Origin of the sequence: Mycolicibacterium stellerae (assembly GCF_003719305.1) — a bacterium.
In the GTDB taxonomy this organism is placed as follows: Bacteria; Actinomycetota; Actinomycetes; order Mycobacteriales; family Mycobacteriaceae; genus Mycobacterium; species Mycobacterium stellerae.
Genome location: NZ_RARC01000003.1, coordinates 1 through 26,955 on the forward strand (window position 1 = coordinate 1; position 26,955 = coordinate 26,955).

Annotated in this window: 30 protein-coding genes and 1 pseudogene; 4 read left to right on the plus strand and 27 right to left on the minus strand. The window is 65.8% G+C overall.

Features of this window, described 5'->3' with window-relative positions; genetic code table 11:
- The 4 genes and pseudogenes from D6M19_RS05335 to D6M19_RS05350 form a co-directional block, all read right to left on the minus strand.
- A pseudogene (locus D6M19_RS05335) lies at positions 1–145 on the minus strand (NADH-quinone oxidoreductase subunit A); the annotation flags it as partial.
- Between the two features lie 166 nt (positions 146–311).
- On the minus strand, positions 312–713 hold the full coding sequence (locus tag D6M19_RS05340; RefSeq protein WP_123024164.1) for an Rv3143 family two-component system response regulator: 402 nt from the start codon (positions 711–713) through the stop codon (positions 312–314).
- Between the two features lie 26 nt (positions 714–739).
- Positions 740–1,276 (minus strand): YceI family protein, encoded by a 537-nt coding sequence (locus D6M19_RS05345; RefSeq protein WP_123024165.1) that lies wholly within the window; start codon positions 1,274–1,276, stop codon positions 740–742.
- 14 nt (positions 1,277–1,290) lie between these two features.
- A complete protein-coding gene (locus D6M19_RS05350; RefSeq protein ID WP_123024166.1) occupies positions 1,291–1,707 on the minus strand; it encodes a nuclear transport factor 2 family protein in 417 nt (138 codons plus the stop codon).
- Here D6M19_RS05350 and D6M19_RS05355 point away from each other — a divergent pair.
- The gene (locus D6M19_RS05355) at positions 1,706–2,335 is read left to right on the plus strand and encodes a class I SAM-dependent methyltransferase (RefSeq protein WP_123024167.1); all 630 of its coding nucleotides are present in this window, start codon (positions 1,706–1,708) and stop codon (positions 2,333–2,335) included. The two genes, D6M19_RS05350 and D6M19_RS05355, sit on opposite strands and share 2 nt — an antisense overlap.
- 104 nt (positions 2,336–2,439) lie before the next feature.
- On the opposite strand, the gene D6M19_RS05360 is transcribed toward D6M19_RS05355, so the two are convergent.
- The 11 genes from D6M19_RS05360 to D6M19_RS05410 all read right to left on the minus strand — a co-directional run bounded on the left by D6M19_RS05360 (position 2,440) and on the right by D6M19_RS05410 (position 12,279).
- Entirely contained in the window at positions 2,440–2,766 is a 327-nt protein-coding gene (locus D6M19_RS05360) for a DUF6285 domain-containing protein (protein WP_123024168.1), read from the minus strand.
- A complete protein-coding gene (locus D6M19_RS05365; RefSeq protein ID WP_123024169.1) occupies positions 2,763–3,749 on the minus strand; it encodes a phosphotransferase family protein in 987 nt (328 codons plus the stop codon). Before D6M19_RS05365 ends, D6M19_RS05360 begins: the two co-directional genes overlap by 4 nt.
- Positions 3,746–4,984: an acyl-CoA dehydrogenase family protein gene (locus D6M19_RS05370; RefSeq protein ID WP_123024170.1), complete on the minus strand. Its 1,239-nt coding sequence runs from the start codon at positions 4,982–4,984 to the stop codon at positions 3,746–3,748. The genes D6M19_RS05365 and D6M19_RS05370 overlap by 4 nt, the downstream gene beginning before the upstream one ends.
- Before the next feature lie 20 nt (positions 4,985–5,004).
- Positions 5,005–5,616, minus strand: coding sequence for a TetR/AcrR family transcriptional regulator (locus D6M19_RS05375; RefSeq protein ID WP_123024171.1), 612 nt, complete (start codon positions 5,614–5,616; stop codon positions 5,005–5,007).
- Between the two features lie 3 nt (positions 5,617–5,619).
- Positions 5,620–6,528, minus strand: a complete 909-nt coding sequence (locus D6M19_RS05380; RefSeq protein WP_123024172.1) for a hydroxymethylglutaryl-CoA lyase — start codon at positions 6,526–6,528, stop codon at positions 5,620–5,622.
- Positions 6,525–7,727, minus strand: coding sequence for a CaiB/BaiF CoA transferase family protein (locus tag D6M19_RS05385; RefSeq protein WP_123024173.1), 1,203 nt, complete (start codon positions 7,725–7,727; stop codon positions 6,525–6,527). The genes D6M19_RS05380 and D6M19_RS05385 overlap by 4 nt, the downstream gene beginning before the upstream one ends.
- Positions 7,724–8,914 (minus strand): alpha/beta hydrolase family protein, encoded by a 1,191-nt coding sequence (locus D6M19_RS05390; protein ID WP_164478337.1) that lies wholly within the window; start codon positions 8,912–8,914, stop codon positions 7,724–7,726. The genes D6M19_RS05385 and D6M19_RS05390 overlap by 4 nt, the downstream gene beginning before the upstream one ends.
- Entirely contained in the window at positions 8,914–10,026 is a 1,113-nt protein-coding gene (locus tag D6M19_RS05395; protein ID WP_123024174.1) for a homogentisate 1,2-dioxygenase, read from the minus strand. The genes D6M19_RS05390 and D6M19_RS05395 overlap by 1 nt, the downstream gene beginning before the upstream one ends.
- Before the next feature lie 73 nt (positions 10,027–10,099).
- Entirely contained in the window at positions 10,100–10,489 is a 390-nt protein-coding gene (locus tag D6M19_RS05400) for a nitroreductase/quinone reductase family protein (RefSeq protein ID WP_123024175.1), read from the minus strand.
- Between the two features lie 13 nt (positions 10,490–10,502).
- Positions 10,503–11,669, minus strand: a complete 1,167-nt coding sequence (locus D6M19_RS05405; RefSeq protein WP_123024176.1) for an acyl-CoA dehydrogenase family protein — start codon at positions 11,667–11,669, stop codon at positions 10,503–10,505.
- A 40-nt stretch (positions 11,670–11,709) separates the two neighbouring features.
- On the minus strand, positions 11,710–12,279 hold the full coding sequence (locus D6M19_RS05410; protein WP_206428459.1) for a TetR/AcrR family transcriptional regulator: 570 nt from the start codon (positions 12,277–12,279) through the stop codon (positions 11,710–11,712).
- A gap of 303 nt (positions 12,280–12,582) precedes the next feature.
- Between D6M19_RS05410 and D6M19_RS05415 the strand changes: the two genes are divergently transcribed.
- Positions 12,583–13,551, plus strand: a complete 969-nt coding sequence (locus tag D6M19_RS05415) for an esterase family protein (protein WP_123024177.1) — start codon at positions 12,583–12,585, stop codon at positions 13,549–13,551.
- 26 nt (positions 13,552–13,577) lie between these two features.
- Here the strand turns inward: D6M19_RS05415 and D6M19_RS05420 are convergent, their stop codons facing one another.
- The 10 genes from D6M19_RS05420 to D6M19_RS05465 form a co-directional block, all read right to left on the minus strand.
- The gene (locus D6M19_RS05420; protein WP_123024178.1) at positions 13,578–13,844 is read right to left on the minus strand and encodes a hypothetical protein; all 267 of its coding nucleotides are present in this window, start codon (positions 13,842–13,844) and stop codon (positions 13,578–13,580) included.
- Positions 13,845–14,843, minus strand: a complete 999-nt coding sequence (locus D6M19_RS05425) for an oxidoreductase (RefSeq protein ID WP_123024179.1) — start codon at positions 14,841–14,843, stop codon at positions 13,845–13,847.
- 29 nt (positions 14,844–14,872) lie between these two features.
- Positions 14,873–16,087, minus strand: a complete 1,215-nt coding sequence (locus D6M19_RS05430) for an acyl-CoA dehydrogenase family protein (protein ID WP_123024180.1) — start codon at positions 16,085–16,087, stop codon at positions 14,873–14,875.
- Positions 16,088–16,117: 30 nt separating this feature from the next.
- Positions 16,118–17,509, minus strand: a complete 1,392-nt coding sequence (locus D6M19_RS05435; protein WP_123024181.1) for an acyl-CoA dehydrogenase family protein — start codon at positions 17,507–17,509, stop codon at positions 16,118–16,120.
- A 98-nt stretch (positions 17,510–17,607) separates the two neighbouring features.
- Entirely contained in the window at positions 17,608–18,387 is a 780-nt protein-coding gene (gene hisN, locus D6M19_RS05440; RefSeq protein WP_123024182.1) for a histidinol-phosphatase, read from the minus strand.
- 41 nt (positions 18,388–18,428) lie between these two features.
- Complete coding sequence (locus tag D6M19_RS05445) at positions 18,429–19,088, minus strand: HAD family hydrolase (RefSeq protein ID WP_123024183.1); 660 nt, start codon at positions 19,086–19,088, stop codon at positions 18,429–18,431.
- Positions 19,085–20,611, minus strand: coding sequence for a xylulokinase (locus D6M19_RS05450; RefSeq protein WP_123024184.1), 1,527 nt, complete (start codon positions 20,609–20,611; stop codon positions 19,085–19,087). The genes D6M19_RS05445 and D6M19_RS05450 overlap by 4 nt, the downstream gene beginning before the upstream one ends.
- Positions 20,612–20,641: 30 nt before the next feature.
- Complete coding sequence (gene hisC / locus D6M19_RS05455) at positions 20,642–21,742, minus strand: histidinol-phosphate transaminase (RefSeq protein ID WP_164478338.1); 1,101 nt, start codon at positions 21,740–21,742, stop codon at positions 20,642–20,644.
- Positions 21,739–23,226: an amino acid permease gene (locus D6M19_RS05460; protein WP_123024186.1), complete on the minus strand. Its 1,488-nt coding sequence runs from the start codon at positions 23,224–23,226 to the stop codon at positions 21,739–21,741. The genes hisC and D6M19_RS05460 overlap by 4 nt, the downstream gene beginning before the upstream one ends.
- A 63-nt stretch (positions 23,227–23,289) precedes the next feature.
- Positions 23,290–24,084, minus strand: a complete 795-nt coding sequence (locus D6M19_RS05465; RefSeq protein WP_123024187.1) for a GntR family transcriptional regulator — start codon at positions 24,082–24,084, stop codon at positions 23,290–23,292.
- A 138-nt stretch (positions 24,085–24,222) separates the two neighbouring features.
- Between D6M19_RS05465 and D6M19_RS05470 the strand changes: the two genes are divergently transcribed.
- The gene (locus D6M19_RS05470; protein ID WP_123024188.1) at positions 24,223–24,564 is read left to right on the plus strand and encodes a hypothetical protein; all 342 of its coding nucleotides are present in this window, start codon (positions 24,223–24,225) and stop codon (positions 24,562–24,564) included.
- Between the two features lie 104 nt (positions 24,565–24,668).
- The gene (locus D6M19_RS05475) at positions 24,669–25,073 is read left to right on the plus strand and encodes a PPOX class F420-dependent oxidoreductase (RefSeq protein ID WP_234834711.1); all 405 of its coding nucleotides are present in this window, start codon (positions 24,669–24,671) and stop codon (positions 25,071–25,073) included.
- Between the two features lies 1 nt (position 25,074).
- Here D6M19_RS05475 and D6M19_RS05480 read toward each other — a convergent pair whose 3' ends face one another.
- Together D6M19_RS05480 and D6M19_RS05485 are read right to left on the minus strand one after the other, a co-directional pair.
- Positions 25,075–25,530, minus strand: coding sequence for a Clp protease N-terminal domain-containing protein (locus D6M19_RS05480; protein WP_123024190.1), 456 nt, complete (start codon positions 25,528–25,530; stop codon positions 25,075–25,077).
- Between the two features lie 12 nt (positions 25,531–25,542).
- Entirely contained in the window at positions 25,543–26,910 is a 1,368-nt protein-coding gene (locus tag D6M19_RS05485; RefSeq protein ID WP_123024191.1) for an FAD-dependent oxidoreductase, read from the minus strand.
- Between the last annotated feature and the right edge of the window lie 45 nt (positions 26,911–26,955).

Genomic DNA, 26,955 nt, shown 5'->3' on the forward strand with positions numbered 1-26,955 from the left:
GCAACGGCTCGATACCGCACTCATAGGCCTCCAGCTTGGCGCGGTTGTAGCGCCGCGGCCCGCCAAGCAGCGCGGCCACGACCGAGAACACGGCAAACCCAGCGGCAATCGCGCCGAGTACCAGGATGGGCAGGTACAGATTCATGCAGGTGTGACCGCTCCCTCGTGGGCTTTCCGATGTGAGCTGACCCACAGCCTAGCGGTGTTTTGAATGCAGGCTGCAACCCGGGGTTAGTATCAGTTCAGGTTGCCAACCGCTGGCTTTGCCGTGCCGCGAAGAACCAACGGCGGCACCAGATTTGGCGTGACGGCTACTGCGCGGGCGCGCGTAGCAGAGACGCGACGGCCTCGCCCAATCGGATGGGGTCGATCGGGTGGGGAACGGCGGCCTCGGCACGTGACCAGTTGGCCAGCCAGGCGTCGTCCGGGCGCCCCGTGAGCACCAGGATCGGCGGGCAGTCGTCGATCTCGTCCTTGAGCTGCTTGGCTATTCCCATCCCCCCAAAGGGGCTGGCCTCACCGTCGAGGATGGCGAGGTCGAATCCGCCCTCGTCCATCTGCTCGATCACCATCGGGCCGGTCGCCACGTCGAGGTAGGTCAGCTCGGGCAGGTCCGGATGCACGCGCTTACCAAGTGCCAACCGGACCTGCTCGCGAGTCCTCGGATTGTCGCTGTAGACGAGGATGCGCAGCGGCCGAGATGATTCGGGCATGCGCCAGATGCTAGACCACGCACCCGCTAAGTCGAGGTGCGGCGGAATACCACGTCGCCCGAGATCGTCGCGTTGTCGCCGATCATCCCCATCATGTTGCCGTCGACCTCGAAGTCCTGGCGGTTGACGGTTGCCTGCGTGGTGAGCCGCATTCCGCCGTCGCCGACCGGAGTCACCTTGGTCTTCAGCTCGAGGGGTTTCGTCGTGCCCTTGATCGTCAGTTCCGCACGCAGACCTATGGTGTCGGCGTCGATGGGGTCCGCGCCCGTGACGAGCACGCTGATGTCGGGAAACTTCTCGGCCTCGAAGAAATCGGCGGAGTGCAGGTGTTCGTCGCGCTTTCGTATCCCGGTGCGCAACGACGCTGCCTTGATGTCGATGCGGCCGGAAACCGTTTGGGGAGCGGTGATTTCGCCGTTGCCGCTGAACTCGGTGAAGCGGCCCTTTACGGGCACGACACCCCACATCGACTTGGACTTCACCGCAATGGTGGATTGATCGGCGACGACTGTCCATGTCCCCGTCGATGCGGGATCACTGAGAAACTCGCTGAGGCTCGCCATGTCACTCTCCTTCGTCAGTTCGTCGAATCGAGCAGCGGGGCGATCGCGGCCGGGTCGAAATATTCGTCGATGCGGCTGATCAACCCGTTGCCCCCCACCTTAATGACGATGCAGACCCGCATCGAGATCGATCCGCCGTTGCGTCCGGTCGCGTGCAGCACGTGCTGCTGGACGAATCCGCCGTCGAAATACTGGCGGTCCAGGATCTCGTAACGGCGTTCGGTGGTGGTGTCCATGAACCAGAAGATCACCCGCAGGGCCCGTTTCTTGGTCTGGTCTTCGGGTTCGGCGGATTTCCACACCAGGACTTCGTCGTCCCAGAGCGCCTCGACGGCGCCGGCATCGCCCCTCTCGATGGCGGCGAAAAGCCGCTCTGCGAGGTCGGCGACGGTTGACCTCAAGTTCGGTTGAGGTAGAACACTGTCAGTCATGGATACGACACCCGCCATCTCTCGTTTCGATGAGTTCTACAAGACCACGACCCCGCCGTGGGTGATCGGTGAACCGCAACCCGCGGTCGTCGAGCTCGAAAAAGGTGGGCTGATCCGCGGAAAGGTGCTCGACGTCGGCTGCGGAACCGGTGAACACACGATCCTGCTCACCGGGCTCGGCTACGACGTGCTCGGCATCGACTTCGCGCCTGCGGCCGTCGAGCAGGCCCGCCGCAATGCCGAGGCCAAGGGTGTTGTCGCGCGATTCGAGGTCGCCGACGCGATGAACCTTCCCGGCGAGCCGCGCTACGACACCATCGTCGACAGCGCGCTGTTCCACATCTTCGACGACGCCGACCGCCCGAAATACGTCGCCAGCCTGCACAACGCGTGCCGGCCGGGCGGCACGGTGCATGTGCTGGCGCTGTCCGATCAGGGCCGCGGCTTCGGGCCCGAAGTCAGCGGCGAGACGATCCGGGACGCGTTCGCCGACGGATGGGAGCTGGAGGCGCTTGAGCCGGCGACGTATCGCGGTGTCGTCACCGAGGTGCACACCGACGCCATCGGGCTGCCGATCGGCACCCGCGTCGATGAGCCCGCTTGGCTGGCTAGGGCTCGCCGATTCTGACGCTGCGATGTCGGTGAAGCATCGACGGTCCCCGATTTCTGCACCAGGGTCGTGATTGCGGAGGAGAATCAACAACCCTGACGCAGAATTCGACGCCGGCATAGTCATGTCGTTTGGTCATACCCAGGGTGGTCGATGGTGACGCGGTGACGTACGAGGGCGCGTAGGCACGGCAGCACCTCGCCTGCTCGACCATCGAGCTCGCCTGCCCGGATGGCGGCCGCCAACCGGGTTTCGTCCGGATATCCCAGAAGGTCGGGTGCGGCGGTCTGGTCGAGCAGTTCGCGCTCGACGGTCCGCAGGACGTTGGCGGCGACGCGCGCATGGAACGACACCTGCCCGTCGGTCGCGTTGCGCACGTCGTTGTCCAGGAAGTCGGCGACGGCCGCGACGAGTTCGGCGGCCGTCGGCCGCCCGTAGAGCGAGCTCATTTCGGGCCGCCTCCCTTCATGCTCCTCGCGTCCGCGCCTCCCTCGAGCAGGTCCAGCACATCCCATTCGGTTTCGCTGATCCGGCGGCCGATGGCGGCCAGCTCGACCGAAGGGGTCTGGCCCGACAGATGGCGCTCGGCCTGGAACCGGCAGATGACGCCCCAGCGCAGTGTGGCCACCGTCAGCCACCAACGGAACGCATCGCGGTCGAGGTCCACACCCGCGGCCTCCTCGTAGGCACACAGGAAGCTCTCCACGCTGCCGAGGCCCCCCGCGCCGAGCGCCTCCGGTGCGTTGAAGCGCCATGCCCTGATGCAGAACCAGGCCAGGTCCTCATAGATCTCGCCGATGTGCACGAGTTCCCAGTCCAGCACGGCGGCAAGGCCGGACTCGTCGACGATCAGGTTGCCCATCCGGAAATCGCCGTGCACCAGCCGCGGCGGCGTCGGCGCAGGCCGGTTGGCGGCCAGCCAGCGAAACGCCCACTCGAAGGTCGCCGTGGTGTCGCCCATCTCGTCGAGCCGGTCGCGCCACTCGGTCAGCTGTTCGGTCTGCGTCAGGCCGATCCCGTCCGGGTCGGCGCGGTGGATAGCGGCCAGCGCCTGCGCGCACTGCCGCAGCAGCCGGTCGCGTCCGGCGTCATCCAGGCTGCGATGTATCCGCCGCACGATCGTCTCACCCGCGATCGCGTTGCAGATGAGGTATGGATTGCCCAGCGCCGCAGGCGAATTATCGGCCGCCAGGATGTGGGGGACCGGTGCCCCTGCGGCCGCCGCGCGCCGCTGGACGCTTGCCTCCAGCTCCATGCCCGCATGCAACTCGTCGGGTGGTCCGGTGCGCAGGATCAGGGCCTGCCTGCCGTCGTTGCCGACCGCGTCGAACGCCCACGTGGTGCGGCTCGCGCCGCCGGTCAGGGTGGTGAGGTTTTCGATGCTCACCTCGCCGATGACCGGCCGAAGAACTTCTGCCAGCTGCTGTTTCACTTGCGACCGAAACCGAAGAGTCGCTGGGCCACCCGTCGGATCTGGATCTCCTCTGCGCCCTCGGTGATCCGGTAGCGGCGGTGGTGACGGTAAATGTGCTCGAAGGGCTCGTGTCTGCTGTAGCCGACGCCGCCGAACACCTGCATCGCCCGATCGGCGGCCTCGCACACCAGCCGGTTGGCTCGGTAGTTCGCCATCGACACCTTGTCCGACACCTCCATGTGGTGGTTGCCGTCCAGCTGGGTTGCCGCGTAATAGACCAGCAGCCGCACCATCTGGGCCTCGGTCTGCAGCTCCACCAGTGGCCACTGCACCGCCTGATTGACCGAGAGCGGCTTGCCGAACACCTTGCGGTCTCCTGCATACGCGACCGCGCGGTCGATGCAGTACTGCCCGGCGCCGAGGCTGCTCGCCGCCTGCCGAATCCTGTTCTCGTGCAGGAATGTCTGACCGACCTCCAGGCCGCGGTCCACCTCGCCGAGCACGGCGTCGGCGGGCACCCGGACATCCTTGAGCTCGACCTCGCCATGGTCGGTCGGCATGTTGAACGTCCACCAGTAGAACGGAACGGTGAACCCTGGCGCGTCCGTCGGCACCAGAAAGGCGGTGATGCCGCGGGCCTGTCCCGGCTCACCCGACGTGCGTGCGAACACCAGGTCGTGGGTGGCCCTGTGCACGCCGGTGTTCCAGCGCTTGGCGCCGTTGATCACCCACTCGTCGCCGTCCAGAACCGCCCGCGTCTCCAGCCAGGTGGCGTCGGAGCCGTGGTTCGGTTCGGTGAGCCCGAACGCCATCGAGCGTTCACCGGTGATCAGGGCCTGCGTCCACTCCCGCCTTTGCGTCTCGGTGCCGAACCGGTCCATCATGATGACCTGAGGGAAGTTGCCGACGATCGACGACTCGTCCTGCAGGTCGTTGTGCAGCCCGAGGCCCTTGTGCGCCAGGTACTCCCGGATCACCGCCATGTCGATATTGGTGCCGTCGCGGCCTCCGAACTGCGACGGCAGACCGTAGCGCAGCCAGCCCGCCGCGTCGGCGCGCTTTCGCATCTCGCCGAGCAGGTCCTCCCACTCCCGCCGCGGGATGCCCCCGTTGTCCCAGTCCGTGCGGGCGTACTCGCGACGCTGGTCGAAGTACTGCATGTTTTCGCGTTCCAGCGGTTTGATCTCCGCCTCGATGAACTCATCCATCTCGGCCAGCAGGCCGGGAAGGTGTTCGGGGAGAGCGAAATCCACGGTGATCTCCTTCGTCGTCGTCAGAACCCGTACAACGTCTTCTTCCAGATCGTCGAGAGCGTCGCGATCGCGTCCTTGTCGCTGATCTCGAGGCCAAGGCTCGACGGCCCGACAACCACGGTGGTGAAGTTCTCGAACAACAGCGCGATGGCGGCCGCCGTGTGGTCGGGATCGAGTTCGGTGCCGTGGCCCTGCTCCTGTGCGCGCCGCACGGATGCGGCGACGATGTCCATGCCGAAGCGCCGGAACTCGTTCTGGACGCGCGCGAATCGCTGCTGTGTCGCGGCCAGCTGGGCGACCGCGATCATGATCCCGATGTTCTGCTTGAACATGTTCCAGTAGCCGGTGACCACCGACGTGAAGAACTCGCTGTCCTCTGGCGCGTCCGGCAGGTGCAGGCTCAGCCCGGACGGTGTCACGATGTCGCGCAGGAAGGACTCGGCCAGTGCGGCCAGCAGGTCTTCCTTGTCGGCGTAGTAGCGGTAGAACGACGCGGGTGACTTGCCGGCCGCCGACGTGATGTCGGCCAGCGTGGTGCCGTGAAAGCCGTGCTCGGCGAACAACTTTCTCGCCGCCTGCTCGATGGCGTGCCGAGTTTGGCGCCCCTTCGGAGTCAGCGTCTCGACCGGCACGGGCTACTCGCCGAGGAGACGATCGCCGGCCCGCAGCAGCGCGCTGGGGAGCTCATGGCCGACGACACGCTGCGCCACGCCCGCAGCGGCGATCGCGGCCTTCAGGTCGACATCGACGTGAATTCCGCTGTCCCGCAGCAGGTACACCAGGTCCTCGGTGGCGATGTTACCGCTCGCTCCTGGCGCGAACGGGCACCCGCCCAGTCCGCCCGCCGACGCGTCGAGCCGCGTGACACCGGCCGTCACCGCGGCGTAGGCGCTGGCGAGGCCCGCGCCGCGGGTGTTGTGGAAGTGTGCGCCGAGCGGAATGTCGGCGATCAGCGGCCGAACCTGGCCGACCAGGTCGGTCACGCGGCGCGGTGTCGTGGTGCCGATGGTGTCGGCGATCGCCAGCCGGTCGACATCGCTGTTCGTGGCCACCTTCACGATGTCGAGCACCCGCTGCGGGGGCGTCGGCCCGTCGAACGGGCAGTCCCATGCGGTGGCGATGATGACCTCCACCGAAGCGCCGCTGTCGTGGGCGATGGCGATGATCTCACCTATCAGCGCGGTTGACGCCGCAGTGGAGCGTCCGACATTCGACCTGCTGTGGCCGTCGGCGGCCGACACCACGTACTCGATGGACCCCAGGCCCGCCGCGATCGCCCGCTTGGCTCCGTTCGGGCTGGCGACGAGGGCGGAGAACTCGATGCCGTCGAAGTTCGCGAGTTCTGCGGCAAGCTCGGCCGCATCGGCGAGCGCGGGCACCTTCGACGGCGAGACGAACGCCGTCGCCTCCATCTCCCGCACCCCGGTGGCCGCGATCGCGGCAAGCAGTTCGAGCTTGGCGGCCAACGGGATTGGATCTTCGATCTGCAAGCCGTCGCGCAGCGAGACGTCGCGAATGTCGACATGTGCCGGTAGCTCGCTCATATCACGCCCCTTTCCTCGAGCGCCGCCAGCTCGGCTTCGGTCCTGCCGAGCAGCCCCTGGTATACCTCGTCGTTGTGCTGGCCGGGCCGGGCCGAACCCGCGTTGCGGATGGTTCCCGGGCTCTCCGTGAGTACCGGCACCACACCGGGTCCCAGCACGTTTCGGCCGATCCGTTCGTCGAAGTGCTCGGCGATCATGCCGCGCGCGCGCAGCTGCGGATCCTTCACGACCTCGGCAACGGTGTTGATCGGGCCGCTGATCACCCCCGCTTCCGACAGGGTGGAGATGATGTCGTCGGGGCTACGCTCGCACGCCCAGTCGCCGATGATCTTGTCCAGCTCGTCCTGATTACGGCCGCGCGCAACGTGATTGGCGAACCGGTCGTCGGTGGCCAACTCGGGCCGGCCCATCGCCGCGCACAGCCGCCGGAACACGGTGTCCTGGTTGGCGGCGATGACCACCCAGCTGCCGTCGGCGCTGCGGTAGATGTTCGAGGGCGCTATGCCCTCGAGGCGCGTGCCGGACGGGCCGCGGACCACACCGCCGACGTCGTAGTCGGGAATCGTCGACTCCTGCACGGCCAGGCAGGATTCGGTCAATGCGGCGTCGACGATCTGGCCCTCACCGGTGACGGTGCGCCGGTACAACGCGGCCATCGCGCCCTGGGCGGCGAACATGCCCGCCAGGCTGTCGCCGAGCGAGAGCGCGAGCCGCGGCGGCGGCCCGCCGGGAAATCCGTTCATGTGCCGCAGTCCACTGGCGGCCTCGGCGACCGAGGCGTATCCGGCCTTGTGTGCCTCCGGCCCGGTCTGGCCGTAGCCGGAGACCCGAACCAGGATGATGCCCTTGTTGCGGGCCCTCAGCGTGTCGTAGCCCAGTCCCCACTTCTCCAGCGTGCCGGGCCGGAAGTTCTCGACGATGATGTCGGAGCGCTCCACGAGGTCGAGGAAGATGTCACGGCCCGCGGGCTCGCGCAGGTTCAGCGTGACGGCCTTCTTGTTGCGCGCGTGCACCGTCCAGAAGAAGTGGTGGCCGTCGAGCTCGGCTTGCCCCCAGGTGCGCAGCGGGTCCGGCGCCCCCGGCGGCTCGATCTTGATGACTTCGGCACCCATATCGCCGAGCAGCCGGCCCGCGAACGGCCCCGAGATCAGGGTGCCGACCTCGATGACGCGAATGCCGTCCAGCGGACCCGTCGTCATTGCGAGAACCCGTGCCGGTGCAGCCAGCCCGTGCAGATGCCGACGGCTTGGCGCAGCGTCCCGCGTTGTTCGGGGCCGGAGTAGTAGTGGTTGGCGCCTGGGATTTCGTGCATCTCCTTGTCAGGATGCCCGATCGCCTCGAACAGCCGGCGGGTGTGGCTTGGTGTGCAGGCGTCGTCGGCCAGGTTGCCGATCACCAGCGTCGGCACGGCGATGTCGGGGCCGCACTCGACCGCGTCGCCGTTGGCGTCGTCGTAGCTCCACTGCGACAGCCAGCTGCGCAGCGTGCAGAACCGGGCCAGCCCGACGGGGCTGTTGTTCACCACCGCAGGATCACCGAGGTAGCAGGTGCGGGGGGCGCGTTCGTTCGGATCGACGGTCGGGTCCAGCCAGCGCGGGTCGGCCATGGTGCCGTGCACGACGAAACCGAACTCGTCGTCGGGGCGCCCGCTTGACCTCAGCTCGGCGAGTTTCTCCTTGACCCACTTGGTGATTCGCCGGTTTCGCGCGATCTGCGCTGCGCGGTAGCGGTCGAGGAATTCGGCCGTGTATGGCGGCTGGTTGGGGTTGTCGGGGTTGTAGAGGTCCAATTCGGGGTCGCGCCTGGACGGGTCGGACTCATCGAGGATCGACGCGTCCAGCCATTCGGTCATGGTGCCGTGGCGGCTGACGTGCGCGGCGAGCAGCATGATCGCGTCGGCGGGGATGAGTCCGAGCTTCGTCAGATCAGGGCCGTCACCCGACGGGCTCGCGGTGACCGTCGGATTCTGCGCCTGCTGCTGGTAGAACACCGAAAGCGAACCGCCTCCGCTCCAGCCCGCCAGAACGACCTTCGAATACCCCAGCCGGTTCTTGGCGTCCTTGATCGCTTCGCCGAGATCCTCGACGACCTTCTCCATCAGCAACGCCGAGTCGGTGCCGCGAAACCGGCTGTTGCAGTAGATGACGTGGTGGCCTGCGCGCGCCAGCGCGTTGATCATCGGCAGGTAGGCACCGCCGCCGATGGGGTGCATGAACATCAGCACGGTGTCGGACGTCGCCGTCTTGGGCTTGAGCAGATAGCTCTCGAGCACGACCAGTTCGGCGACACCGCCGTAGACGTCGCGCACCGCCGAAGTGTTCTGGTAGGCAACGAGATACGGAATGCGTTCGTACTCGTACTTGACGGGTGCCTCAGCCGTCGTCATCAGTGTTGCCCCAAATCGTTGGCCAGAACGTCGTCGGACGGCACCAGCCTTCGTCGGGTGTCGATGGCGATCACCGACCAGTCCACCCTGTCGTAGTCGTCGAACTTGCGGCGCGCCCGCTCGCGTGCCTTCTCGGGTGCGCCGTGGTGAACGCCTTGCGGCGCATGCGAAATCAGGCCGGGCGGCATCGGGATACCGTAGAGCGAGCCGGCGTGGAAGAACGCGATCTCGTCGTAGTCGACGTTGCGGTGATACCAGGGTATGCGCTCGGTGCCCGGCACACTTTCGGCGGGTTTGGGCAGGAAGTTCATCACGTAGACACCGGTGGCCTCCATGAACAGGTGCACGGTCGGCGGCAGGTGCACGCTGTCGGAGGTCACCACGTTGTAGTCGGCGATGTTGAAGGTGAAGGCGAAGTTGTCGCCGCGCCAGCCCTCCACGTCGAGCGGATGATGTTCGTAATAAAGAGAGGTCGTCCCGACTCCACCGATCGGGGAGTGGATGAGCCGCACCTGGTAGGTCTCTGCACCGGATGGGGGAGGGGTGTCCATCGGCACGGGATCGGGGATGACGATCTGGGACGGGTCGAACGGGAAGTGCCTTCCGAGCGTGCCAGGCGGGGGCACCCGCAATTCGTCGGTGGCCTGGATCATCAGCAGCGTCGACTCGCTGTCGGGCACTTGGCGGAAGGTGCACGCCTTCGGGATGTACACCCAGTCGCCTTCGCGGTAGCGCAACGGGCCGAACTCGGTCTCGAGCAGCCCGGCGCCCTTGTGCACGAAGCACAGCAGGTCCCCGTCGACGTAGCGGACGAAGAACGGCATCGGCTCGCTGCGTCGCGACAACAGGACCTGGCAGTCGGGATTGGAGAACAGCAGCATGGGTCCGCCGGCGGCGTCGGTGGCGTCGCCGGGCTTCAGCTCGCTTGACAGCACGTCGACGGGTCGCAGCGGGCCGGCGCTGCGGTAGGCGGTCGGATCGTTGCGGCGGTACATGTTGGCCGTGCGGCCAGTGAACCCACCGCGGCCGAGTTCGTCGTCCTTCAAACCGTTGAGGTCGGCGTGCAGCCGCCGAGGCGTGGTGCCTTTTCGCAGGTGAACGAACGATTCCATGATGCTCCTACGGAAGGGTGCGGCGAAAAAGTAAATCTGACGTTAGTTTTTCGGGAGCGCCCGCGTCAACGTCTCAGTCGGTCAAGTCGACCCGGATGCTGAGCAGGTTCGTGCCGAAGGTGCGCACGCCGAAGCTGTTGAACTGCGGTAACGAGCGCAGCCGTTCGTGCGGGTCGTCGTCGGGCACCAAATGGGCGGTGCCGTTGTGCCAGCGGCCGCGCAGCCTGACCCGCACGTTCGGGTTGGCCTTGATGTTCTTCACGTATTGCGAGTTCTCGCCGAACTCGGACACGAACCAGAACTCGTTGCCGACCTTGCTGCCGCCGAGCGGGGTGCGGCGCGGCTCACCCGACTTCCGTCCGGTCGTCTCGAGCAGCGTCTGGATGGGCAGTCGCCGCATCAGCGGGTTGGCCACTCGCCTCTGGATCAGGTTGGTGATGCGGTCACGAAGATCGTCGGCCATGGTGGCCCCTTTCTCACACCATTGCGGTTCGCGGAATTTCGAGTCCCAGTATCAACGCTCCGGAGAGCTCGCGGCTGGTGTCGTAGTCGAACACCACGTGACCGGCGAGCACGTCGACGTCGCGCTTGATCCGCTGCAGCGGGTTGTCAAGGAAGTGAGCGCCGGCGCCGGACGCACCGAGCAGACGAGATATGACGACCCGCGACTCAACCACGATGTGGGCGGCAGCGAGCCGCGCCTCAGCGCGCACCGGCCGAGGTACGGGATCGCCCGCGGCGACCAGGATTTCGACCTGGCCGACGGTGTCGGCGAGCAGCCCGCGCAGCGCCCGCAGCCGCACCCGAGCCTCGCTGAGGTGACTCTGCGCCATCGGTTTGTCCCTCTGCGTGATGCCCTCATATGCGAGTACGCGTTGTGACAGGCGCTCGGCGTAGATGTCGGCGGCGCGCTCGGCGCTGCCGAGGGCGGGCATCGCGGCCAACAGCGCCAGCGCAGGCACCATGGGCCAGCGGTAGGTGTCGGCGTCGTGCACCGCGGCGCCGGGCGCGGTGCCCTTGTAGATGTCGGTGACCCGGACCAGCCGGTGGGCGGGCACGAACGCGTCGGTGATGACGACGTCGTTGGAACCGGTGGCGCACATGCCGTCGGTGTGCCACACGTCCTCGACGGCTGCGTCGCTGATCGGCAGCAGCGCCAGCGCCGGGTAGATGCTGTCGTCCGGCCCGCAGAGCGCCCCGACGATGATCCAGTTGCCGTGCATGACGCCGGTGGCCCATGACCACCGCCCCGACAGCCGGATGCCGCCGTCGACGGGTATCCCGCGTCCGGTCGGCGCAAGGGGAGCGGGTGCGAGAAAGGGGCGCGTCGCGAACGCCTCTTGCTGGGCTTCCTCGCCGAACAGCGCCATCATCCAGTTGTGCAGGGTGTAGAAGCCCAGCGTCCATGCGCTTGATGCGCATCCGTGGGCCATCCGGCGCACCGGGTCGAGAATTGCCGACCACGGTGCCTGTAGGCCGCCGTAGCGCGCGGGCACGAGTAGTTCGGGCAGTCCAGAGGCGATGAAGTCGTCGACGGTGGCACTGGGCAGCCTGCGCAGCCGCTCGGCTTCCTGTGCACGGTCGGCGAGGCTTGCGACGAATTCTGGGCTGACGTCCGGTGCTGTGGCCTTCGCCGCGGTCATGGCCGCGAACGTACCATACTTTTTGGTATGGAAGACGCGCTCAGCGCGTCAACATGAGGTCGATGAAGCGCTCCCGCCTGCGCGCCCCGCTGGGGTGTGGGGTTTGCCCGGATAGGTGCAGGAACCCGATGCCGGCGGCAAACGTGGCGTTGGCGCGCAGGTCGGCGTCGTCGTGATCGAAACCGTCGTCCATGAATGCCTGCCTGACGGCGTCGAGGACGCGTTGATCGGCCGCCCGCACGCTTGCGGCAACCGCATCGTCGGTTCTGGCCCACTCGCGCATGGCCCGCTCGAGCGTCCAGTGCCTGGTGTTCAACAACGACGACATCATTTGCGTGAGCCGTTCCCGGGGCGGGACGGCGGCCATGTCGGCGAAATGGCGGCGGTCGCCGTCGCGCAATTCGCCCCACGCGTCGATAAGCGTCGCGCGATAACCGGCGATGTCGGTGAAATGCCAGTAGAAGCTGCCCTTTGTGACCGATAGGCGACTGCAGAGGCGGTCTATTTTCAGCGCTGTTGTGCCTTCTTCGGCCAGGATCGCGAAGCCGGCCTGGACCCAGTCATCGACAGTCAACCGACTGGTGGCAGGCCCCGCGCGCTCGATGGTCATCGAGATCACGATACGGCGGATGGCCCCGTCCGCACCCGCCGGACGAGCCTAAATTGACTCTGGCGTCACGATAAATTTCGCTTACGAATAGGGCACAGGGTGACCGCTGGGGTTTCTCCTGCATTGGTCGCATGTTTTACTCAACAGCGCACAACTGATAGCACTCGGTCCGCTCTTTGGTCGACACCGACTGAGCCGAGCGGGCGAGGCAGAGCAGTGAAGACCGTGCTGCGATGCCGGAGCGAAGTTCGCTCGCGGGGTGTAGGCGTTACGCGACAACCGAAAGATGGATGGACTGCAGACATGACGTTCGTTGACAAAATCCGAGGCCGTTGGGCGCGCAGGATCACTGTCGCCGCTTTTGCGGCGCTCCTGCTACCCGGAATCGTCGGGTTCGTAGGGCAATCGGCTACGGCGGGCGCCTTCTCCCGTCCCGGGCTGCCCGTCGAATACCTGATGGTTCCGTCCGCGTCGATGGGCAAGGACATCAAGATCCAGTTCCAGAAGGGCACCGGGTCGCATTCAGTGCTCCTCCTCGACGGACTGCGCGCCCGCGACGACTACAACGGCTGGGATCTCGAGACCCAGGCGTTCGAGTGGTTCTACCAGAGCCCGCTATCGGTCATCATGCCCGTCGGGGGTCAGTCGAGCTTCTACACCGACTGGTATCAGCCTGCGTGTGGCAAGGACGGCTGCCAGACCTATAAGTGGGAGACCTTCCTGACTGCCGAGCTGCCTCAGTGGCTGTCGTCCAACAAGGGTGTCTCCACGAACGGCAATGCGTCGGTGGGCCTTTCGATGTCGGGCAACTCCGCGATGATCCTGTCCGTCTACCACCCGGAGATGTTCATCTACGCCGGTTCGTTGTCGGCGTTCCTCAACCCGTCCGAGGGTCAGTGGCCCGGCCTGATCAACCTGGCGATGGGCGACGCGGGCGGCTACTCGACCGATCCGATGTGGGGGCCTCAGTCCGATCCGGCGTGGCAGCGAAACGACCCGATGGTGCAAATACCGGCGCTGGTGGCCAATAACACTCGCCTCTGGGTGTACTGCGGCAACGGCACGCCCAATGAACTGGGTGGCGCCAACCTGCCCGCGACGTTCCTCGAGGGTCTGACCATCCGGACCAACGAAACCTTCCGCGACAACTACATCGCCGCGGGCGGAAAGAACGCCGTGTTCAACTTCCCGAACTACGGCACACACAGCTGGGAGTACTGGGGCGCGCAGCTGCAGCAGATGAAGCCCGATATGGAGAAGTACCTCGGGTAGCTGCGGACGCGAGCAGCAAAACTGCTTCAGCGCCTGATCGTTGGACTGTGACCAATCCCCGTCGAGGGTCTCCTCGGCGGGGATTGGTTTTGCGCCATGGCGATGCACGTGCCGAGATGGCCTGCGACACAGGGCACGCCGTTCATCGTCGGTGCGGGCCCACCGGAGACGATAGTGGGCACGCCGTCACCGTAGGGTTCGTAACCCGAGTTGCCGCCGGCTGGATCTGCCACCGCGGCCGGTGCGGTGACGATCGCGATGGTGTACACGCCGATGAGAATCGACGAGCGCATCTAGAAACCTCCGGCGACCCGGACCACGGCCCGACCCGAGTAGCGGCCCTCGCGTATCTCGTCGAGGACGCCGACGACGTCTGAGATGTCGACCTCGTTGGTGATGTCCGAAAGATGTTGCGGATAAAGCGAATCGCCCAGCTTCTCCCACAGGTCGCGGCGCGGCCCGATCGGCATCAGCACCGAGTCCATGCCCAACAGCGAGACTCCTCGCAGGATGAACGGCATCACGGTGGTGCTCAGCCCGGCTCCTCCGGTCAGTCCGCTGGCCGCGACCGCTCCGCCGTACTTCAGTGTGCTGAGAACATCTGCAAGGGTCTTGCCGCCGACGCAGTCGACGGCGCCTGCCCAGCGGGTCTTGGCCAGCGGGCGGGGCTTGGCGTCCGGATCCTCTGGCAGACGGCCGATGACGTCGGCGGCGCCAAGCGCCTTGAGCCGGTCGGCGGCGTCCGCTTTACCCGTCGACGCCACCACCTCGTAGCCCGCCGCGGCCAGCAGGTCGATGCTGACCGTCCCGACGCCGCCCGTCGCACCCGTCACCACGATCGGACCGTCGTCTGGCGTGATACCCCAGTCGATCAGCGCCTGCACGCTCATCGCGGCCGTGAAGCCCGCCGTCCCGATAGCGGCCCCGTCGCGGGGGCTCAGCGAGCCGAGTGGGACCACCCAGTCCGCCGGGAGTCGTGCGTATTCGGCGTAGCCGCCGTTGCGGGCGGTGCCGATCTCGTAGCCGTGGGCCAGCACGGCGTCGCCGACGGCGAAATCGGGCGACTGGGACTCGACCACCTCGCCGGTCAGGTCGATGCCCGGCACGATCGGATAGTCGCGCACCACCCCGCCGTTGGGCGTCACAGCCAGCGCGTCCTTGTAGTTGACGCTGGAGTAGGCCACCCGGATCGTCACATCACCGGCGGGCAGGTCGGACTCCGCCATGGTTTCGACAGCGCAGTCGATGCGATCGTCGTTCTTGCGGGCGACCAGGGCGGCGAAGTTGTTCATGCCACGACATTACGTCGCGGCCACCTTGGCTACTTCAGTTCGGCCGACGACAGGCCGAGCAGCCTGCGCGCCACCACCAACTGCTGAATCTGTTGCGTTCCCTCGAAGATGTCCAGGATCTTGGAGTCGCGCGCCCACTTCTCCAGCAGCGTCTCCTCGGAATAGCCTGTCGTGCCTGCCATTTCGACGGCCTTCAGGGTGATATCGGTAGCCACCCGGGCCGCCTTGGCCTTGCCCATCGACGCTTCCTTAGAGTTCGGAATGTCGTTGTCGGCCTGCCACGCGGAACGCACCGTCAGCAGATATCCGGCCTCCCAGTCGGCCTCCATGCGAAGGAACTCCGCGGCTGCGGCGCTCTGGACGTGTGCGGGCTTGTCGTAGGAGATCTCCACGCCGGCGGCTTCGAGGATCTTTCGCAGTTCCTCGAGGGCGGCGCGCGCGATGCCGACCGCCATCCCCGCGACGACGGGACGGGTGTTGTCGAAGGTCTCCATGACGCCGGCGAAGCCCTTCTCCACCTGGATGTCGGGGCTGCCGAGAAGGTTGTCCTTCGGGATACGCACGTTGTCGAAGCGGATGACGGCGGTGTCGGATGCCTTGATGCCGAGCTTGTCCTCGAGACGCTCGACCGTCACCCCGGGATGCTCTCGCGGCACGATGAACGACTTGATCGCCGCGCGGCCCAACGACTTGTCCAGCGTCGCCCACACCACGATGTGCGTGGCGCGCGATCCGGCGGTGACGAAGATCTTCTCGCCGTTGATCACGTATTCGTCGCCGTCGACCTTCGCAGTCGTCGAGACCGCGGCCGAGTCGGAGCCGAAGCCGGGTTCGGTGATGGCCATCGCGGCCCACACATCCTTGCCGAGCCGGTCCAGCTGTTCGTTGGTGGCCACCCCGCTGATCGCCGCGTTGCCGAGGCCCTGGCGGGGCACCGAGAGCATCAAAGCGACGTCGCCCCAGCTGATCTCGATCACGTTGACGACGGCCGACATGTTGCCGCCGTTGTGGTTGGTCTCCTTGGCGGCTTCCCCGTCGCGGAATGCCTCGGCCCCCGCGAACGGGACGAAATTCGCTTCCGAGATGCCCTCGAAGAGGGTGGCCAGGGTATCCAGCTCGACGGGGTACTCGTGCTCGCGGAGATCCCATTTGCGGGAGATCGGCCGCAGCATCTCGGCCGCGCCCTGATGCGCCTTCTCGATCACCGCGTTCAGCTTGCGCGGCATTTCCAGATTGATTGCCATGAAAGTCTTTCCGTTGTCTCGATGACTTACCTAGATGACTACGACGCCCTCGGCGACGCCTATTGCGCGCAGGTCGCGATACCAGCGTTCGACGGGATGTTCCTTGGTGTAGCCGTGGCCGCCGAGCAGCTGCACGCCGTCAAGCCCGATCTGCATGCCCTTGTCGGTGCCGAGCCTTTTGGCCAGTGCCGCCTCGCGTGTGAACGACAAACCTTGATCGGCCCGCGACGCACCGCGCCATGTGATCAGCCGTAGACCGTCGAGCTCGATCGCGATGTTGGCGCACATGAACGCGACCGACTGGCGGTGGGCGATCGGTTCACCGAACGCCTGCCGTTCCTTGACGTAAGGGATGACGTGGTCGAGCACCGCATGGGCGGTGCCGACGGCCAGCGAAGCCCAGCCGAGCCGTGACAGCGCAATGGCCTCCGAGTAGTCCTCGTCGGTCGCGGCCTCCTCACCGAGACGGGCGGACAGCGGCACGGTCACGTTGTCGAGCTTGACCCGGCCGAGCGCCGCGGCGCGGATTCCCATGCTCGGGTCGGCTTGGACGGTAAGGCCCTTCGCCGAAGATTCGACGATGAACAGCGCGGGCTTGCCGTTCAATTGGGCTGCCACAATCAGCAATTCAGCTTCCTTGGCGGCCACCACCAACGACTTGACGCCGTCGAGGCGGTATCCGCTTGGCGTGCGGACAGCGGTCGTCTTCAACGCGGTCGGGTCGAACAGCGGGCGCGGTTCGGCGATCGCCAGGCAGGCCTGGGGCACGTTCTCGCCGGCGAACTCGGTGAGATAGGTGGACTGCTGGTCGGCGCTGCCCCAATGGGTGAGGGCCGACGCGACACCTGCGGGCGCCAGGATCGGCAGCGCCAATCCCATGTCCCCGTAGGCGAGCGCCTCGGCGACCAACGAGTTCGTCACGGCGCCACGGTGTTCGGCGATCCCGTCGAAATCCTCGGGGATATTGATCGCGGTGATGCCCAGTTCGTTTGCCTTCGCGATGAGATCCGCCGGGTAGCTTGCGTTTTCGTCGGCGTCGCGGGAGGCGGGCCGGAGAACCTCTTCGGCGAACTCGCTGACGGTTTCGACGATCATCCTCTGGTCGTCGTCCGGCGTCAGGTCGAAGTAGTCGGCTCCGCTCGCCTTGAGGCGCGTCGGGCCGCCCTTGCCGCCGGACACCTTCTTGAACTGGCGGTTGGTGGCGCCGACGACCGAGAAGACCTGTTTCACGCCGTATTTCAGTCCGCGGTTGAGCGGATCGCGCAGGTTGTGCTTGTCCAGGAACTCCTGACCGACGATGGGCGTGATCAACGCCAAGCCGATATCGGTGGGGGTTCGCTTGTGCTTATGGGCTCCGACGGCGCTCTCCCGCCCGTTCTTCTTCGGTGCGCGCGCGGAGTTGCGGTCGATTGTGTTGGTCATTTGTGTGCAGCCTCGCTCAGTAGGGCCAGTGCCGATGACAGGCAGTGCCTTGAGCCTATCTTACTCCGGAGTAAGATAGAAGTGAAATGTTAACTGGTTCACATCCCGTTGAGCCTGGCCAGCACCGTATCGTGCAGCAATCCGTTGGTCGAAACCGCGCTGACGCCGTGTGGGCCCGGATCGCCGTGGAAATTCGTGAACGTGCCGCCCGCCTCCCTCACAAGGATGTCAAGAGGGGCGAGGTCCCACGGATGGAGGTCGGGTTCGATCGCGATGTCGACGGCACCCTCGGCCACCAGGCAGTGGGACCAGAAATCGCCGTAGGCGCGTACCCGCCAGACCTCGTCGGTGAGGTCGAGGAAACGCGATCGGCGGTCACCCCACCCGGTGAGGTCGGAGAAGGACAGGCTGGCCGAGGCGAGGTCATCGACTCCGGAGACCGAGATGCGCCGCTTCGCATCGCCGAAGGAGGTGAACGCGCCTTCGCCAGCGCCTGCCCACCACCGGCGTCCGAGCGCGGGGGCGCTGACGACGCCGACGACGGGGGCGCCGTCGACGAGCAGAGCGATCAGCGTGCACCACACCGGAACCCCGCGGACGTAGTTCTTCGTGCCGTCGATCGGATCGAGCACCCACTGCCTACCGCTGAAAGCGGGTGTGCCACCGAGCTCTTCGCCGAAAACCGAATCGTCGGGTCGATGCGCGGCGAGCGCCGAGCGCAACAGCTCTTCGGCTGATTGGTCGGCGTCGGTGACCGGCGTCAGGTCGGGTTTGGTGTCGACACGTAGATCGAGTGCACCGAACCGGTCCAGGGTCAGTGCGTCGGCGGCGTCGGCCATCTCCAACGCGAGGGCGAGATCATTTGCGACCGAGGTCATGGCAGCAGTCCTACCATGGCCCCGTGTGGTGGGGTGACGAGCTAGCGTTCGTCGAGGAAACCCACCAGCACGGCGGTGACGTCTTCGAGGCTGTGGTAGACGCCGGCCGCGCGGCCTGAAGCGTCGCGATCCACCGGGTACGCAGGGTGCTCCATGCCCAGAACTGTGAGCCCGGCGGCTGCGGCGGCCCGGATGCCGTTGCTCGAGTCCTCCACCGCATAACTGCCTGCGCTGCGTGCACCCAACCTGGCGACGGCTTCCTGGTAGACGTCGGGGGCGGGCTTTCCCGCGGCCACCTCGGCGCTGGAAACCGTCGCGCGGAAGTACTCGCCGACGGGTGTAGTCGTCATCACCCGGTCGATGATCGTGCGGGGCGCCGACGAGGCCAACGCTACCGGGACTCTCGCCGCGGCAGCCTGCACCAATTCGAGGGCTCCATCGATGAGCGGAACCTGGCCGCGGTCGTACGCCGCCGCGACCACACCGATGACGCGTTGCGCTGCGGCTTGCTCGTCCATGCCGGTGCGTTGACTGACGTAGCGGGCCCATTCGGGGACGCTTTTGCCCTGGCACGTCGTGGTGTCCTCGGACAGCCATAGGTAGCCGTGCTCGGCCGACACCGATTCCCAGCCCTGCTCCCACAAGTGCTCGGACATCACCAGCACCCCATCGAGGTCGAACACCACGCACCGGTGTGTCACCGTCGAGCCTCATCTCGCGAGTTGTGATAGATCGGATAGAGGGCGTCGTAGAGCCGTTTGTACTGGGCATACCGGGCGCAGTATTCGCGCGAACGGCCCGCATCGGGCAGATAGGTATGGGTAACCGCCACCCGGTCGGCGAGGAACGAGTAGTCGGGCTTGACCCCGCTCCCTACCAGTGCGCAGGCGGCGGCTCCGATCGCCCCGGCATCCTGCGGTGCGGCGATGGTTTCCAGCGGACGCTCCAGGACGTCGGCGATGATCTGAGTCCACACCGATCCCATCGATCCGCCGCCCACCGCGCGGATCCTCTTGATCCTCTCTCCGTAGTCGAGCCCGTACTGCAGTGCCCACCGCATCTGAAAGGCCACGCCCTCCATGACGGCGCGCAGGAAGTGTCCTGGTCCGTGGTGCAAGCTCAGGCCCACGAACGAGGCGCGGGCAGCGTCGTCGAATACCGGTACGCGCTCTCCGCTGAGCCAGGGCGCGAACAACAGGCCATCCATATCGTGTGCACTGTCCCGCGCCATCTGTTCCACCTGTGTGTAGTCCACCGAGCCGGGATCGCCGAGCCCCAGCATGCGCACCGCCCAGGCAAGCGCCGCACCGCCGGTGGCGATTTCGAGCCAGAGGATCCACTGGTGGGCCTCGGCGTGCGCGAGTGCCCCAAGTTGGTGACACGGATCGACGCGCCGCTCGGACATCATCAAGCCGAAATACACCGCCGTGCCGAGGCTGACGTGAAGGTCGCCCGGATCGACTGCGCCAGAGCCCAATTGGCTTGCAGGCACGTCGCCGACGCCGACGTACACCGGGGTGTCGGCGGGCAAGCCGAGTCGATGCGCGATATCGGGCAAGAGCCGACCGGCCACGTCAGTAGCGGCGCGGACGGCGGGAAGCTTGTCGGGATCTATCCCCGCCGCCTCACACGCGTCGCTGTCCCAGTCGCGGGTGTCATGGGCGAAAAGCCGATAGGCCGATGCCCCGGCGTGATCGGTGACCGCCACGCCCGTTAGATGCAGGACGACAGCTTCCTTGCAGTCCAACAGCTTGGCCGTGCGGGCATACACCTCGGGCGCAGTGTCACGGAGCCAGAGAATCTTCGGCACGATGTCTTTGGCGGATACGACCGCGGTGAAACGTTTGAACTGCACACTGGGCGGCATGATCTCGGCTAGCGCCCGAGCGGCGCCCTCAGCGCGTTGATCGAGCCAGCTGATCATCGGAATCAGCGGCTTGCCTGATTCGTCGACCGCCACGAGATTGAACATCTGGGCGGTGACGCTGATCCCATCGATGGAGACGGAAGTGTCACCAGCGCCTGTTACTCGTGTTAGCAACTCGTCAGCGGCATCCAGCAACAACCTGATGATCAGGTCGAGATCCTGCTCGACGCCGGCGTCGCCGACCATCTGAATTCCATAGCCGCGGTAGGAGCTGTCCAGCAGCGCGCCGTCGGCGTCGACCACCACGACCTTCACGCCGCTGGTGCCGATGTCGAACGCCAGGAAGTGCGGGCTCATCGAAGTCTCCGCTCACCCCGGTTCAAGAAGCTACACCTGGCCGACGGGCAGTAGAAGCTCTTCGAACAGCTTGAGAAACCGGTCGTTCTGCTCGATGGTCCCGACCGTCACCCGGACGTGGGACCCCTTCAGCCCGTGTGCACCCATGGCCCTGATCAGGATGTCCTCCGCAAGGAGTGTGTCGACGACAGCCGAGACTGAGCGACCGCTCGCGGAGATGTCAGCCAGGACGAAGTTGCCGTCGGAGGGATACGATTCGACCCCGTCCATCTTCTGCATCGCCGCGTGCAACCGATCGGCTTCCGAGCTGATGAACTCGCGTCGCCGCTTCAGCTCTTCCGGTTCGGCAAGTGCCTGCAGACAGCCCCAGATCCCCATCAAGCTGATGCTGAATGGAATCCGAACTCTTTGGACGATGTCGATGAGTTCGGGGTCGCCGATCAAGTAGCCGACGCGCAACGCGGCCAGCCCGAACCCCTTCGACATGGTCCGCGCGATGACGAGGTTCGGATGGTCGGCGACGAGCGGTGCGAATGATTCGGCGTAGCCGCACTCAAGGTACGCCTGGTCGACCACCGTGGGGATGCCGGTGTCAAGCAGGCGCACGAGCTGGTCTCTGCGCCAACCCTTTCCGGTCGGGTTGTTGGGGCTGCATAGGAAGATGATCGTCGTTTTGTCGGTGATGGCGCCGAGCATGGCCTCGACGTCCAGATCCCACGAGGACGTCAACGGCACGGCTTTCGGAACGCCGCCGTTGATACGCGTCTGGCTCTCGAAGAACGCATAGGTGGGCGACGCGATGATCGTCTCGTCGCCGGGGCCGACCAGCAACCGCACCAACACGTCGAGCACTTCCGTCGAACCGTTGCCCAGGACGATCGACTCCGGCGGCACGGAGTTGTACCGCGCCAGAGCCGCCACGAGATCTTTGCCCGAATAAGGGTAGAGATGTCCGATGTCGAAGGCATCCCGCACCGCCGCCCGGACTCCCTCGGACGGCGGGATCGGGCATTCGTTGGACATCATTCTCGCGAGTTGACGGTGCTGCCAAGCGAAGTCGTGATGTTCGGCGTTGTAGGGTGCAGCGCTGCGGAATCCCCGCTTGACGAAGCGGTCTACTGTCTGGCTCACCGGACGATACCTCCCTGGGGTACGCCGGCCTGCACACGATTGATACGACCACGAAGAATCACCGCGTACCAGATGCCTGCCAGAACGAAGAACACTCCCGCTGTCAGTGCGGTCTGATGGTTCAGCTCAGGAACGGTGAGGCACAGCACGACCAGAGCGCACCACACGAGCGCGGCGATCCGCACCGGACCGGCTAGGCCGCCGAGGTCGAAACTCGTTTTGGTGGGCAGTGTCCCGCGCTTGGAGGCGACGAGGACGGCAATGACGGTCAGCCCATACACCGCGTAGTAGCCGAGCGCCGCCATGCCGACGATGAGCGCCATGGCCTGTGTTGAGCCGTACGTGCCGACCAGTCCGAGGATCAAGCTGAACGCGGCCACCACCAGCAGCGCTACACTCGGCGACTTCGTCTTCGGCGACACCGCCTTCAAAACCGACGAACCCGGCAGCATGTTGTCGCGCGACAGCGAGAACATCAACCGGCTGGCGGCCGCCATGTTGGCCAACCCGCCGGCGTAGAGCGCGATCATCGCGACGGCCTCGAAAATGGTTGCGCCAGTGGTCCCAAGCGCGGTCTCCAAGATGTGTGCCACCGGAACGTCGGCGCCGACGGTATCCGCGAGGTTGTCGATGTTGATGGTCAGGCCGACGATCATGAAGAAGCCGACGACGACGGCGAAGAGCAGTGAGCGGATCACAGCCTTCGGGACGTGGCGGGTGGCCAACTTCGTCTCCTCGGCGAGGTCGGCGGCGCCCTCGAAGCCCGTCAGAACCCACATCGCCAGCAGGCCCGACAGCAGGAACGCCGTTGTGAAGCCGTTGCCCTCCGCGACGGAGCTCGTGGTTAGGAAGCTGAAGCTCTGAACCGGGTTGGTGATGAATCCGACGATCAGCAGGATCGCGGTCAGGATGATGGAGAGGCCGATCTCGACGGTGAAGGCGACGGCGTTGTTGATGCGTGAGGCGATCCGGACGCCGGCCAGGTTGATGGCCAACTGGGACGCAAGCACGATGAGCACGACGGTGAGCGTCGACGTCGGGGTTATCTCGATTCCCAACCTGTTCAACAGTATTGGCGCCAACCCGAAGTTGAGCCCGGTGAAGCCGGGGATGAAGGCCATCAATCCGGCCCATCCGACGAACCATCCGTAGTGCGAGTTGATCAGTCGGCTGGTCCATTGATAGGCGTAGCCGCTGATCGGCATGCGGCCCGCTAACTCGGCCAGTACCAACGCGACAAGGAGTTGGCCGATAGAGACGATGAGCCATGTCCACACGAAGACAGGTCCAACCATCCCCAGCGAGTAGGCGAAGGTGGTGAAAACGCCTGCGGTGACACACATACAGGAGATGGAGATCGAGAACGAGCTCCACGCCCCCATGGAGCGTTCGAGCTGTGGTTCGTAGCCGAAGGCCCGTAACTCGTCTTCGTCGGAAGCTGGCGTTGCCGCCTCCGCTGTCCTGGACAACTGGTCATCGGTCATGCGGGATTCACTTTCTTCGGCGGGGTTAGCGGTGCTTGATCGGTTGGGTTGCCTTTACGTGCGTCAGCCTTTGTCCTGCGGATTGCGCCTACCGGTGACATCGGTTCGGTCGCGGCGGAGGCGCTGCACTGTGAGGCTGAAGACGCCGGGGACGTAGTGCTCTTGCGACATCAGGACTGGAACACCGCCCGCGGACCGTTCTGTCTGCTCGAGGCGCAGCAGGGGGCTGTTGCGCGGGCAGTCCAGCATCTTGGCCAGGCGAACGCTGGCGACAACCGGTGAGATCTCGGCAACGCCGCCGACAAGATGGACGCCGCATCGGCTTTCCAGGAACTGATAGATCGATCCGCCGTCATAGGAAGGGGACCCCGCTGCCTCGAGGATGCTGAGTGGGATCACGTCGAAGCCGTGGGTTGCGGGCACTCCGTCGACGCGGATGAGGCGCTCGACTCTGAAGGCTTCGGCATCTTCGGGCAGCTCGAGCGCGGCGGTGATCCATGCCCTGATCGGCCCGACCTTCGCCTCCATGACTTCGACATTGAGGTTGGCCTTCGCGGCCGTGACCGCTTCTGTGACTCCGATGTCGAGGTCGAGCACGCTGTGGACACGTGTCCGCTTGGGCGTCACGAAGGTGCCGACGCCATGCACACGACGGATCAATCCGTCGCGCTCGAGCCCACTGAGAATCTCGCGCAGGGTCGGTCTGCTGATGCCGTAGCGCTTCGCGAAGTCCGGTTCGGACGGCAGTTTCTCGTTCGGCGCGTATGTGCCATTGGTTATTTCGGTCGCGAGCTGCTGGCGCACCTCTTCGGAGAGCAACTGCCGCTGCTCGCGTCGTATGTCCGGCCCCTGAGCCACAGTTGTAAGATGTCAGACAACAACAGGGCTGTCAATGGATGAGACTCGTATCGGCATCCGCGCCGTCACCGCTCGAGCACTGACACACACGAGCGCGGCCATTCGCGACCGAGGTCATGGCAGCCCTACCATGGCCGTGTGTGGGAATTCGGCATGCTGGTGCTGCTCATCGGTGCGGTGGCCCTGATCGCGGGTCCGTGGATCATGCGTCGGCGCGGCATGCGCGGTGAGATGGCGCAGGGCAACCTGCTGGTCACCGGCGTCAGCCCACGGCCCGACGAGACCGGTCGGCAGTTCGTGACGATCACCGGCGTCATCAACGGCCCGACCGTCAACGAGCACGTGGTGTACCAACGTCTCGAGGTCGACGTCGACGAATGGCCGACGATGGGGCAGCTGTTCCCCGTCGTTTACGCGCCGAACAACCCGGACAAGTGGGCCTTCGCGCCTTCGGGCGATCAACCACCGCCCATTACCTGATTGACTCTGCGTTGGTGGCGTCGGCCACTCGCGTTTTGTCGCCATCGCCGCAAAGTCATCGCCGCAAAGTCATCGCCGCAAAGTCATTGTTCGGAGAGGAACGCGTGCCCCAATCCCTGCCCGAAGGTCTGCTCGATCTGCTTCGCAAGCCCAGCCCATGCTTCGTGGCCACGCTGATGCCGGACGGCTCGCCGCAGCTGACGCAGACCTGGGTCACCACCGACGGCGAAAGCGTCGTGATCAATATCGTCGACGGCATGCAGAAGGCCCGAAATCTCGCCCGCGACGCGCGAGTTGCCGTCAACATCGTCGATCCGGACAACGTGTTCCGCTACTACGCCGTCCGCGGTCGCGTCGTCGACATGACCACCGAGGGCGGCCAAGAGAGCATCGACGAGATCTCGCACAAGTACCTCGGCGTCCCGTACCCGAACTTCACCGGTCAACCGGAAACGCGCGTGCTGATCACCATCGCCGCCGACTCCGTTACGCCGCCCGCACGGGACTGACTCAGGGTTCGGCCGGCTGCGCCCCGGCGGCGGTCCCGAGCCGCTTCATGATTGCGTCGCGGACGGCATCGGCTCGCACGGCGATCGCGGCGAACAACTCCTCGGTGGCGGGTTCTTCGACCAACCCGAGAACGATGTGCTCAGTGCCGATGTAGGTGTGCTCCAAGGCCAGTGACTCGCGGAGGGAGTGCTCGAGCACCCTCTTGGCGTCATCGGAGAACCGAATGTGGCCCGATGGCTCCTCCTCGGCGGACCCGGATTTCTCAATCGCCCACTGCCGCACGTGTCCTGGCTCGACCCCGAGCGAGGCGAGTACGACGCCTGCCGTTCCGCCCTCAGCCGTCAACGCACCGAGCAGAAGGTGGTGGGGCCCGACGTGGTCCTGTTTGAGCGTCCGCGCCTCACCCTGCGAGACAACGACTACGCGCCGAGCCGACACGGTGAAGCGTTCGAACATGCCTGACCCTCGTCAGCCGTGGGCGATCCGCAACAGCTCGGCCACACTGGTCAACTTGACCCGCGGCCTGCCGCCCGTGCCGCCTGCGCCACGCTCGTGGTCGTCGATGAGTTTCCAGTGGTCGTCGGTGACCACCTTGGGCTGCCGCTGCACAAACCATTCCGCCAGTACCTCGGAATGGTTCTCGGCGAAGTCGGCCAGGTCCGCGCCAGACAAGTCGCCGACCAGCGTGTCGACGGTCTCCTGTGAGTCGCTCTTGTTGCTGCCGATCACGCCCGTCGGCCCGCGCTTGATCCAGCCGACCACGTATTCATTGCGGCTGCCCTCGACTCGGCCGCTTGCGTGCGGGATGGTGCCCTTACTGTCGTCGAACGGCAACCCCGGCGTTGCCACCCCGCGGTAGCCGACGGCGCGGACCACCAGCTGGGCAGGCACCTCTTCGCGCTCGCCGGTGTCCTTGGCCGAGACCCGGCCCGTGTCGTCGGCGACAAGTTCGTTGCGGCCCAACACGATCGACTCGACCTTGCCGTCGCCCTTGATCTCGATCGGCGATGTCCGGAACCGGAACACGATCCGGCGCTTGGCCCCCTTCGGCGCCACGTCGGCGTAGCCGCGCAACACCTTGATGTTGTTGCGGACGGTCTTGCCCGCGGCCTCAAGGTCTTCGTCGGTGATGTCTTCGAAATCAGCTGGGTCGACGATCACGTCGACGTCGCCAAGTCCCTCGAGATGGCCGAGCTCACGAAGCTCCAGTGTGGTGAACGGCGCCTGCAGCGGCCCGCGCCTGCCGATGACGAGCACCTCCTCGACACCACGGTCATGCAGCACCTTCAACGCGTGATCGGCGATGTCGGTGGTGGCCAGTATGTCCGGGTCGGTGACGAGGATGCGGGCCACATCGAGCGCGACGTTGCCGTTGCCGACCACCACGGCCCGGCCGGTGGACAGGTCGGGTGCCATCTCCTCGAAATGCGGGTGGGCGTTGTACCAGCCGACGAAGTCGACCGCGGCCACGCTGCCAGGCAGATCCTCGCCGGGGATGTTCAACGGACGGTCGGACTGCGCGCCGACGGCATAGATCACCGCGTCGTAGCGCTCGGCAAGCTCGCCAGCATGCACGTGCTCGCCGACGACGATGTTTCCGAAGAACCGGAACCGCGGGTCCAATGCCGTCTTCTCGAACTGGGCGCTGATCGACTTGATCTTCGGGTGGTCGGGCGCCACCCCGGAGCGCACCAGGCCCCACGGCGTCGGCAGCATCTCGAGCATGTCGACCCGCACATCGGCGTCGTCGCCGGAGTCCGCGAATTTGAGCAATGACGCGGCGGCGAAGTATCCCGACGGGCCGGAGCCGACGATAGCTACGTGGTACGGGCGCATTCGGTGACCCTCACTGTCGCTGCTCGGCGACCCGCAAGGGGCTGT

Bases quoted from the DNA above. Each gene is read 5' to 3' on its own strand.
- D6M19_RS05425 (WP_123024179.1), bottom strand. From the start codon at position 14,843: ATGAACAACTTCGCCGCCCTGGTCGCCCGCAAGAACGACGATCGCATC.
- D6M19_RS05355 (WP_123024167.1), top strand. From the start codon at position 1,706: ATGGATACGACACCCGCCATCTCTCGTTTCGATGAGTTCTACAAGACC.
- hisN (WP_123024182.1), bottom strand. From the start codon at position 18,387: ATGACCTCGGTCGCAAATGATCTCGCCCTCGCGTTGGAGATGGCCGAC.
- D6M19_RS05345 (WP_123024165.1), bottom strand. From the start codon at position 1,276: ATGGCGAGCCTCAGCGAGTTTCTCAGTGATCCCGCATCGACGGGGACA.
- D6M19_RS05360 (WP_123024168.1), bottom strand. From the start codon at position 2,766: ATGAGCTCGCTCTACGGGCGGCCGACGGCCGCCGAACTCGTCGCGGCC.
- D6M19_RS05405 (WP_123024176.1), bottom strand. From the start codon at position 11,669: ATGACCGCGGCGAAGGCCACAGCACCGGACGTCAGCCCAGAATTCGTC.
- D6M19_RS05410 (WP_206428459.1), bottom strand. From the start codon at position 12,279: ATGACCATCGAGCGCGCGGGGCCTGCCACCAGTCGGTTGACTGTCGAT.
- D6M19_RS05435 (WP_123024181.1), bottom strand. From the start codon at position 17,509: ATGACCAACACAATCGACCGCAACTCCGCGCGCGCACCGAAGAAGAAC.
- D6M19_RS05415 (WP_123024177.1), top strand. From the start codon at position 12,583: ATGACGTTCGTTGACAAAATCCGAGGCCGTTGGGCGCGCAGGATCACT.
- D6M19_RS05390 (WP_164478337.1), bottom strand. From the start codon at position 8,914: ATGACGACGGCTGAGGCACCCGTCAAGTACGAGTACGAACGCATTCCG.
- D6M19_RS05395 (WP_123024174.1), bottom strand. From the start codon at position 10,026: ATGGAATCGTTCGTTCACCTGCGAAAAGGCACCACGCCTCGGCGGCTG.
- D6M19_RS05380 (WP_123024172.1), bottom strand. From the start codon at position 6,528: ATGAGCGAGCTACCGGCACATGTCGACATTCGCGACGTCTCGCTGCGC.
- D6M19_RS05480 (WP_123024190.1), bottom strand. From the start codon at position 25,530: ATGTTCGAACGCTTCACCGTGTCGGCTCGGCGCGTAGTCGTTGTCTCG.
- D6M19_RS05485 (WP_123024191.1), bottom strand. From the start codon at position 26,910: ATGCGCCCGTACCACGTAGCTATCGTCGGCTCCGGCCCGTCGGGATAC.
- D6M19_RS05460 (WP_123024186.1), bottom strand. From the start codon at position 23,226: ATGACCGATGACCAGTTGTCCAGGACAGCGGAGGCGGCAACGCCAGCT.
- D6M19_RS05385 (WP_123024173.1), bottom strand. From the start codon at position 7,727: ATGACGACGGGTCCGCTGGACGGCATTCGCGTCATCGAGGTCGGCACC.
- D6M19_RS05420 (WP_123024178.1), bottom strand. From the start codon at position 13,844: ATGCGCTCGTCGATTCTCATCGGCGTGTACACCATCGCGATCGTCACC.
- D6M19_RS05340 (WP_123024164.1), bottom strand. From the start codon at position 713: ATGCCCGAATCATCTCGGCCGCTGCGCATCCTCGTCTACAGCGACAAT.
- D6M19_RS05400 (WP_123024175.1), bottom strand. From the start codon at position 10,489: ATGGCCGACGATCTTCGTGACCGCATCACCAACCTGATCCAGAGGCGA.
- D6M19_RS05430 (WP_123024180.1), bottom strand. From the start codon at position 16,087: ATGGCAATCAATCTGGAAATGCCGCGCAAGCTGAACGCGGTGATCGAG.
- D6M19_RS05350 (WP_123024166.1), bottom strand. From the start codon at position 1,707: ATGACTGACAGTGTTCTACCTCAACCGAACTTGAGGTCAACCGTCGCC.
- D6M19_RS05450 (WP_123024184.1), bottom strand. From the start codon at position 20,611: ATGAGCCCGCACTTCCTGGCGTTCGACATCGGCACCAGCGGCGTGAAG.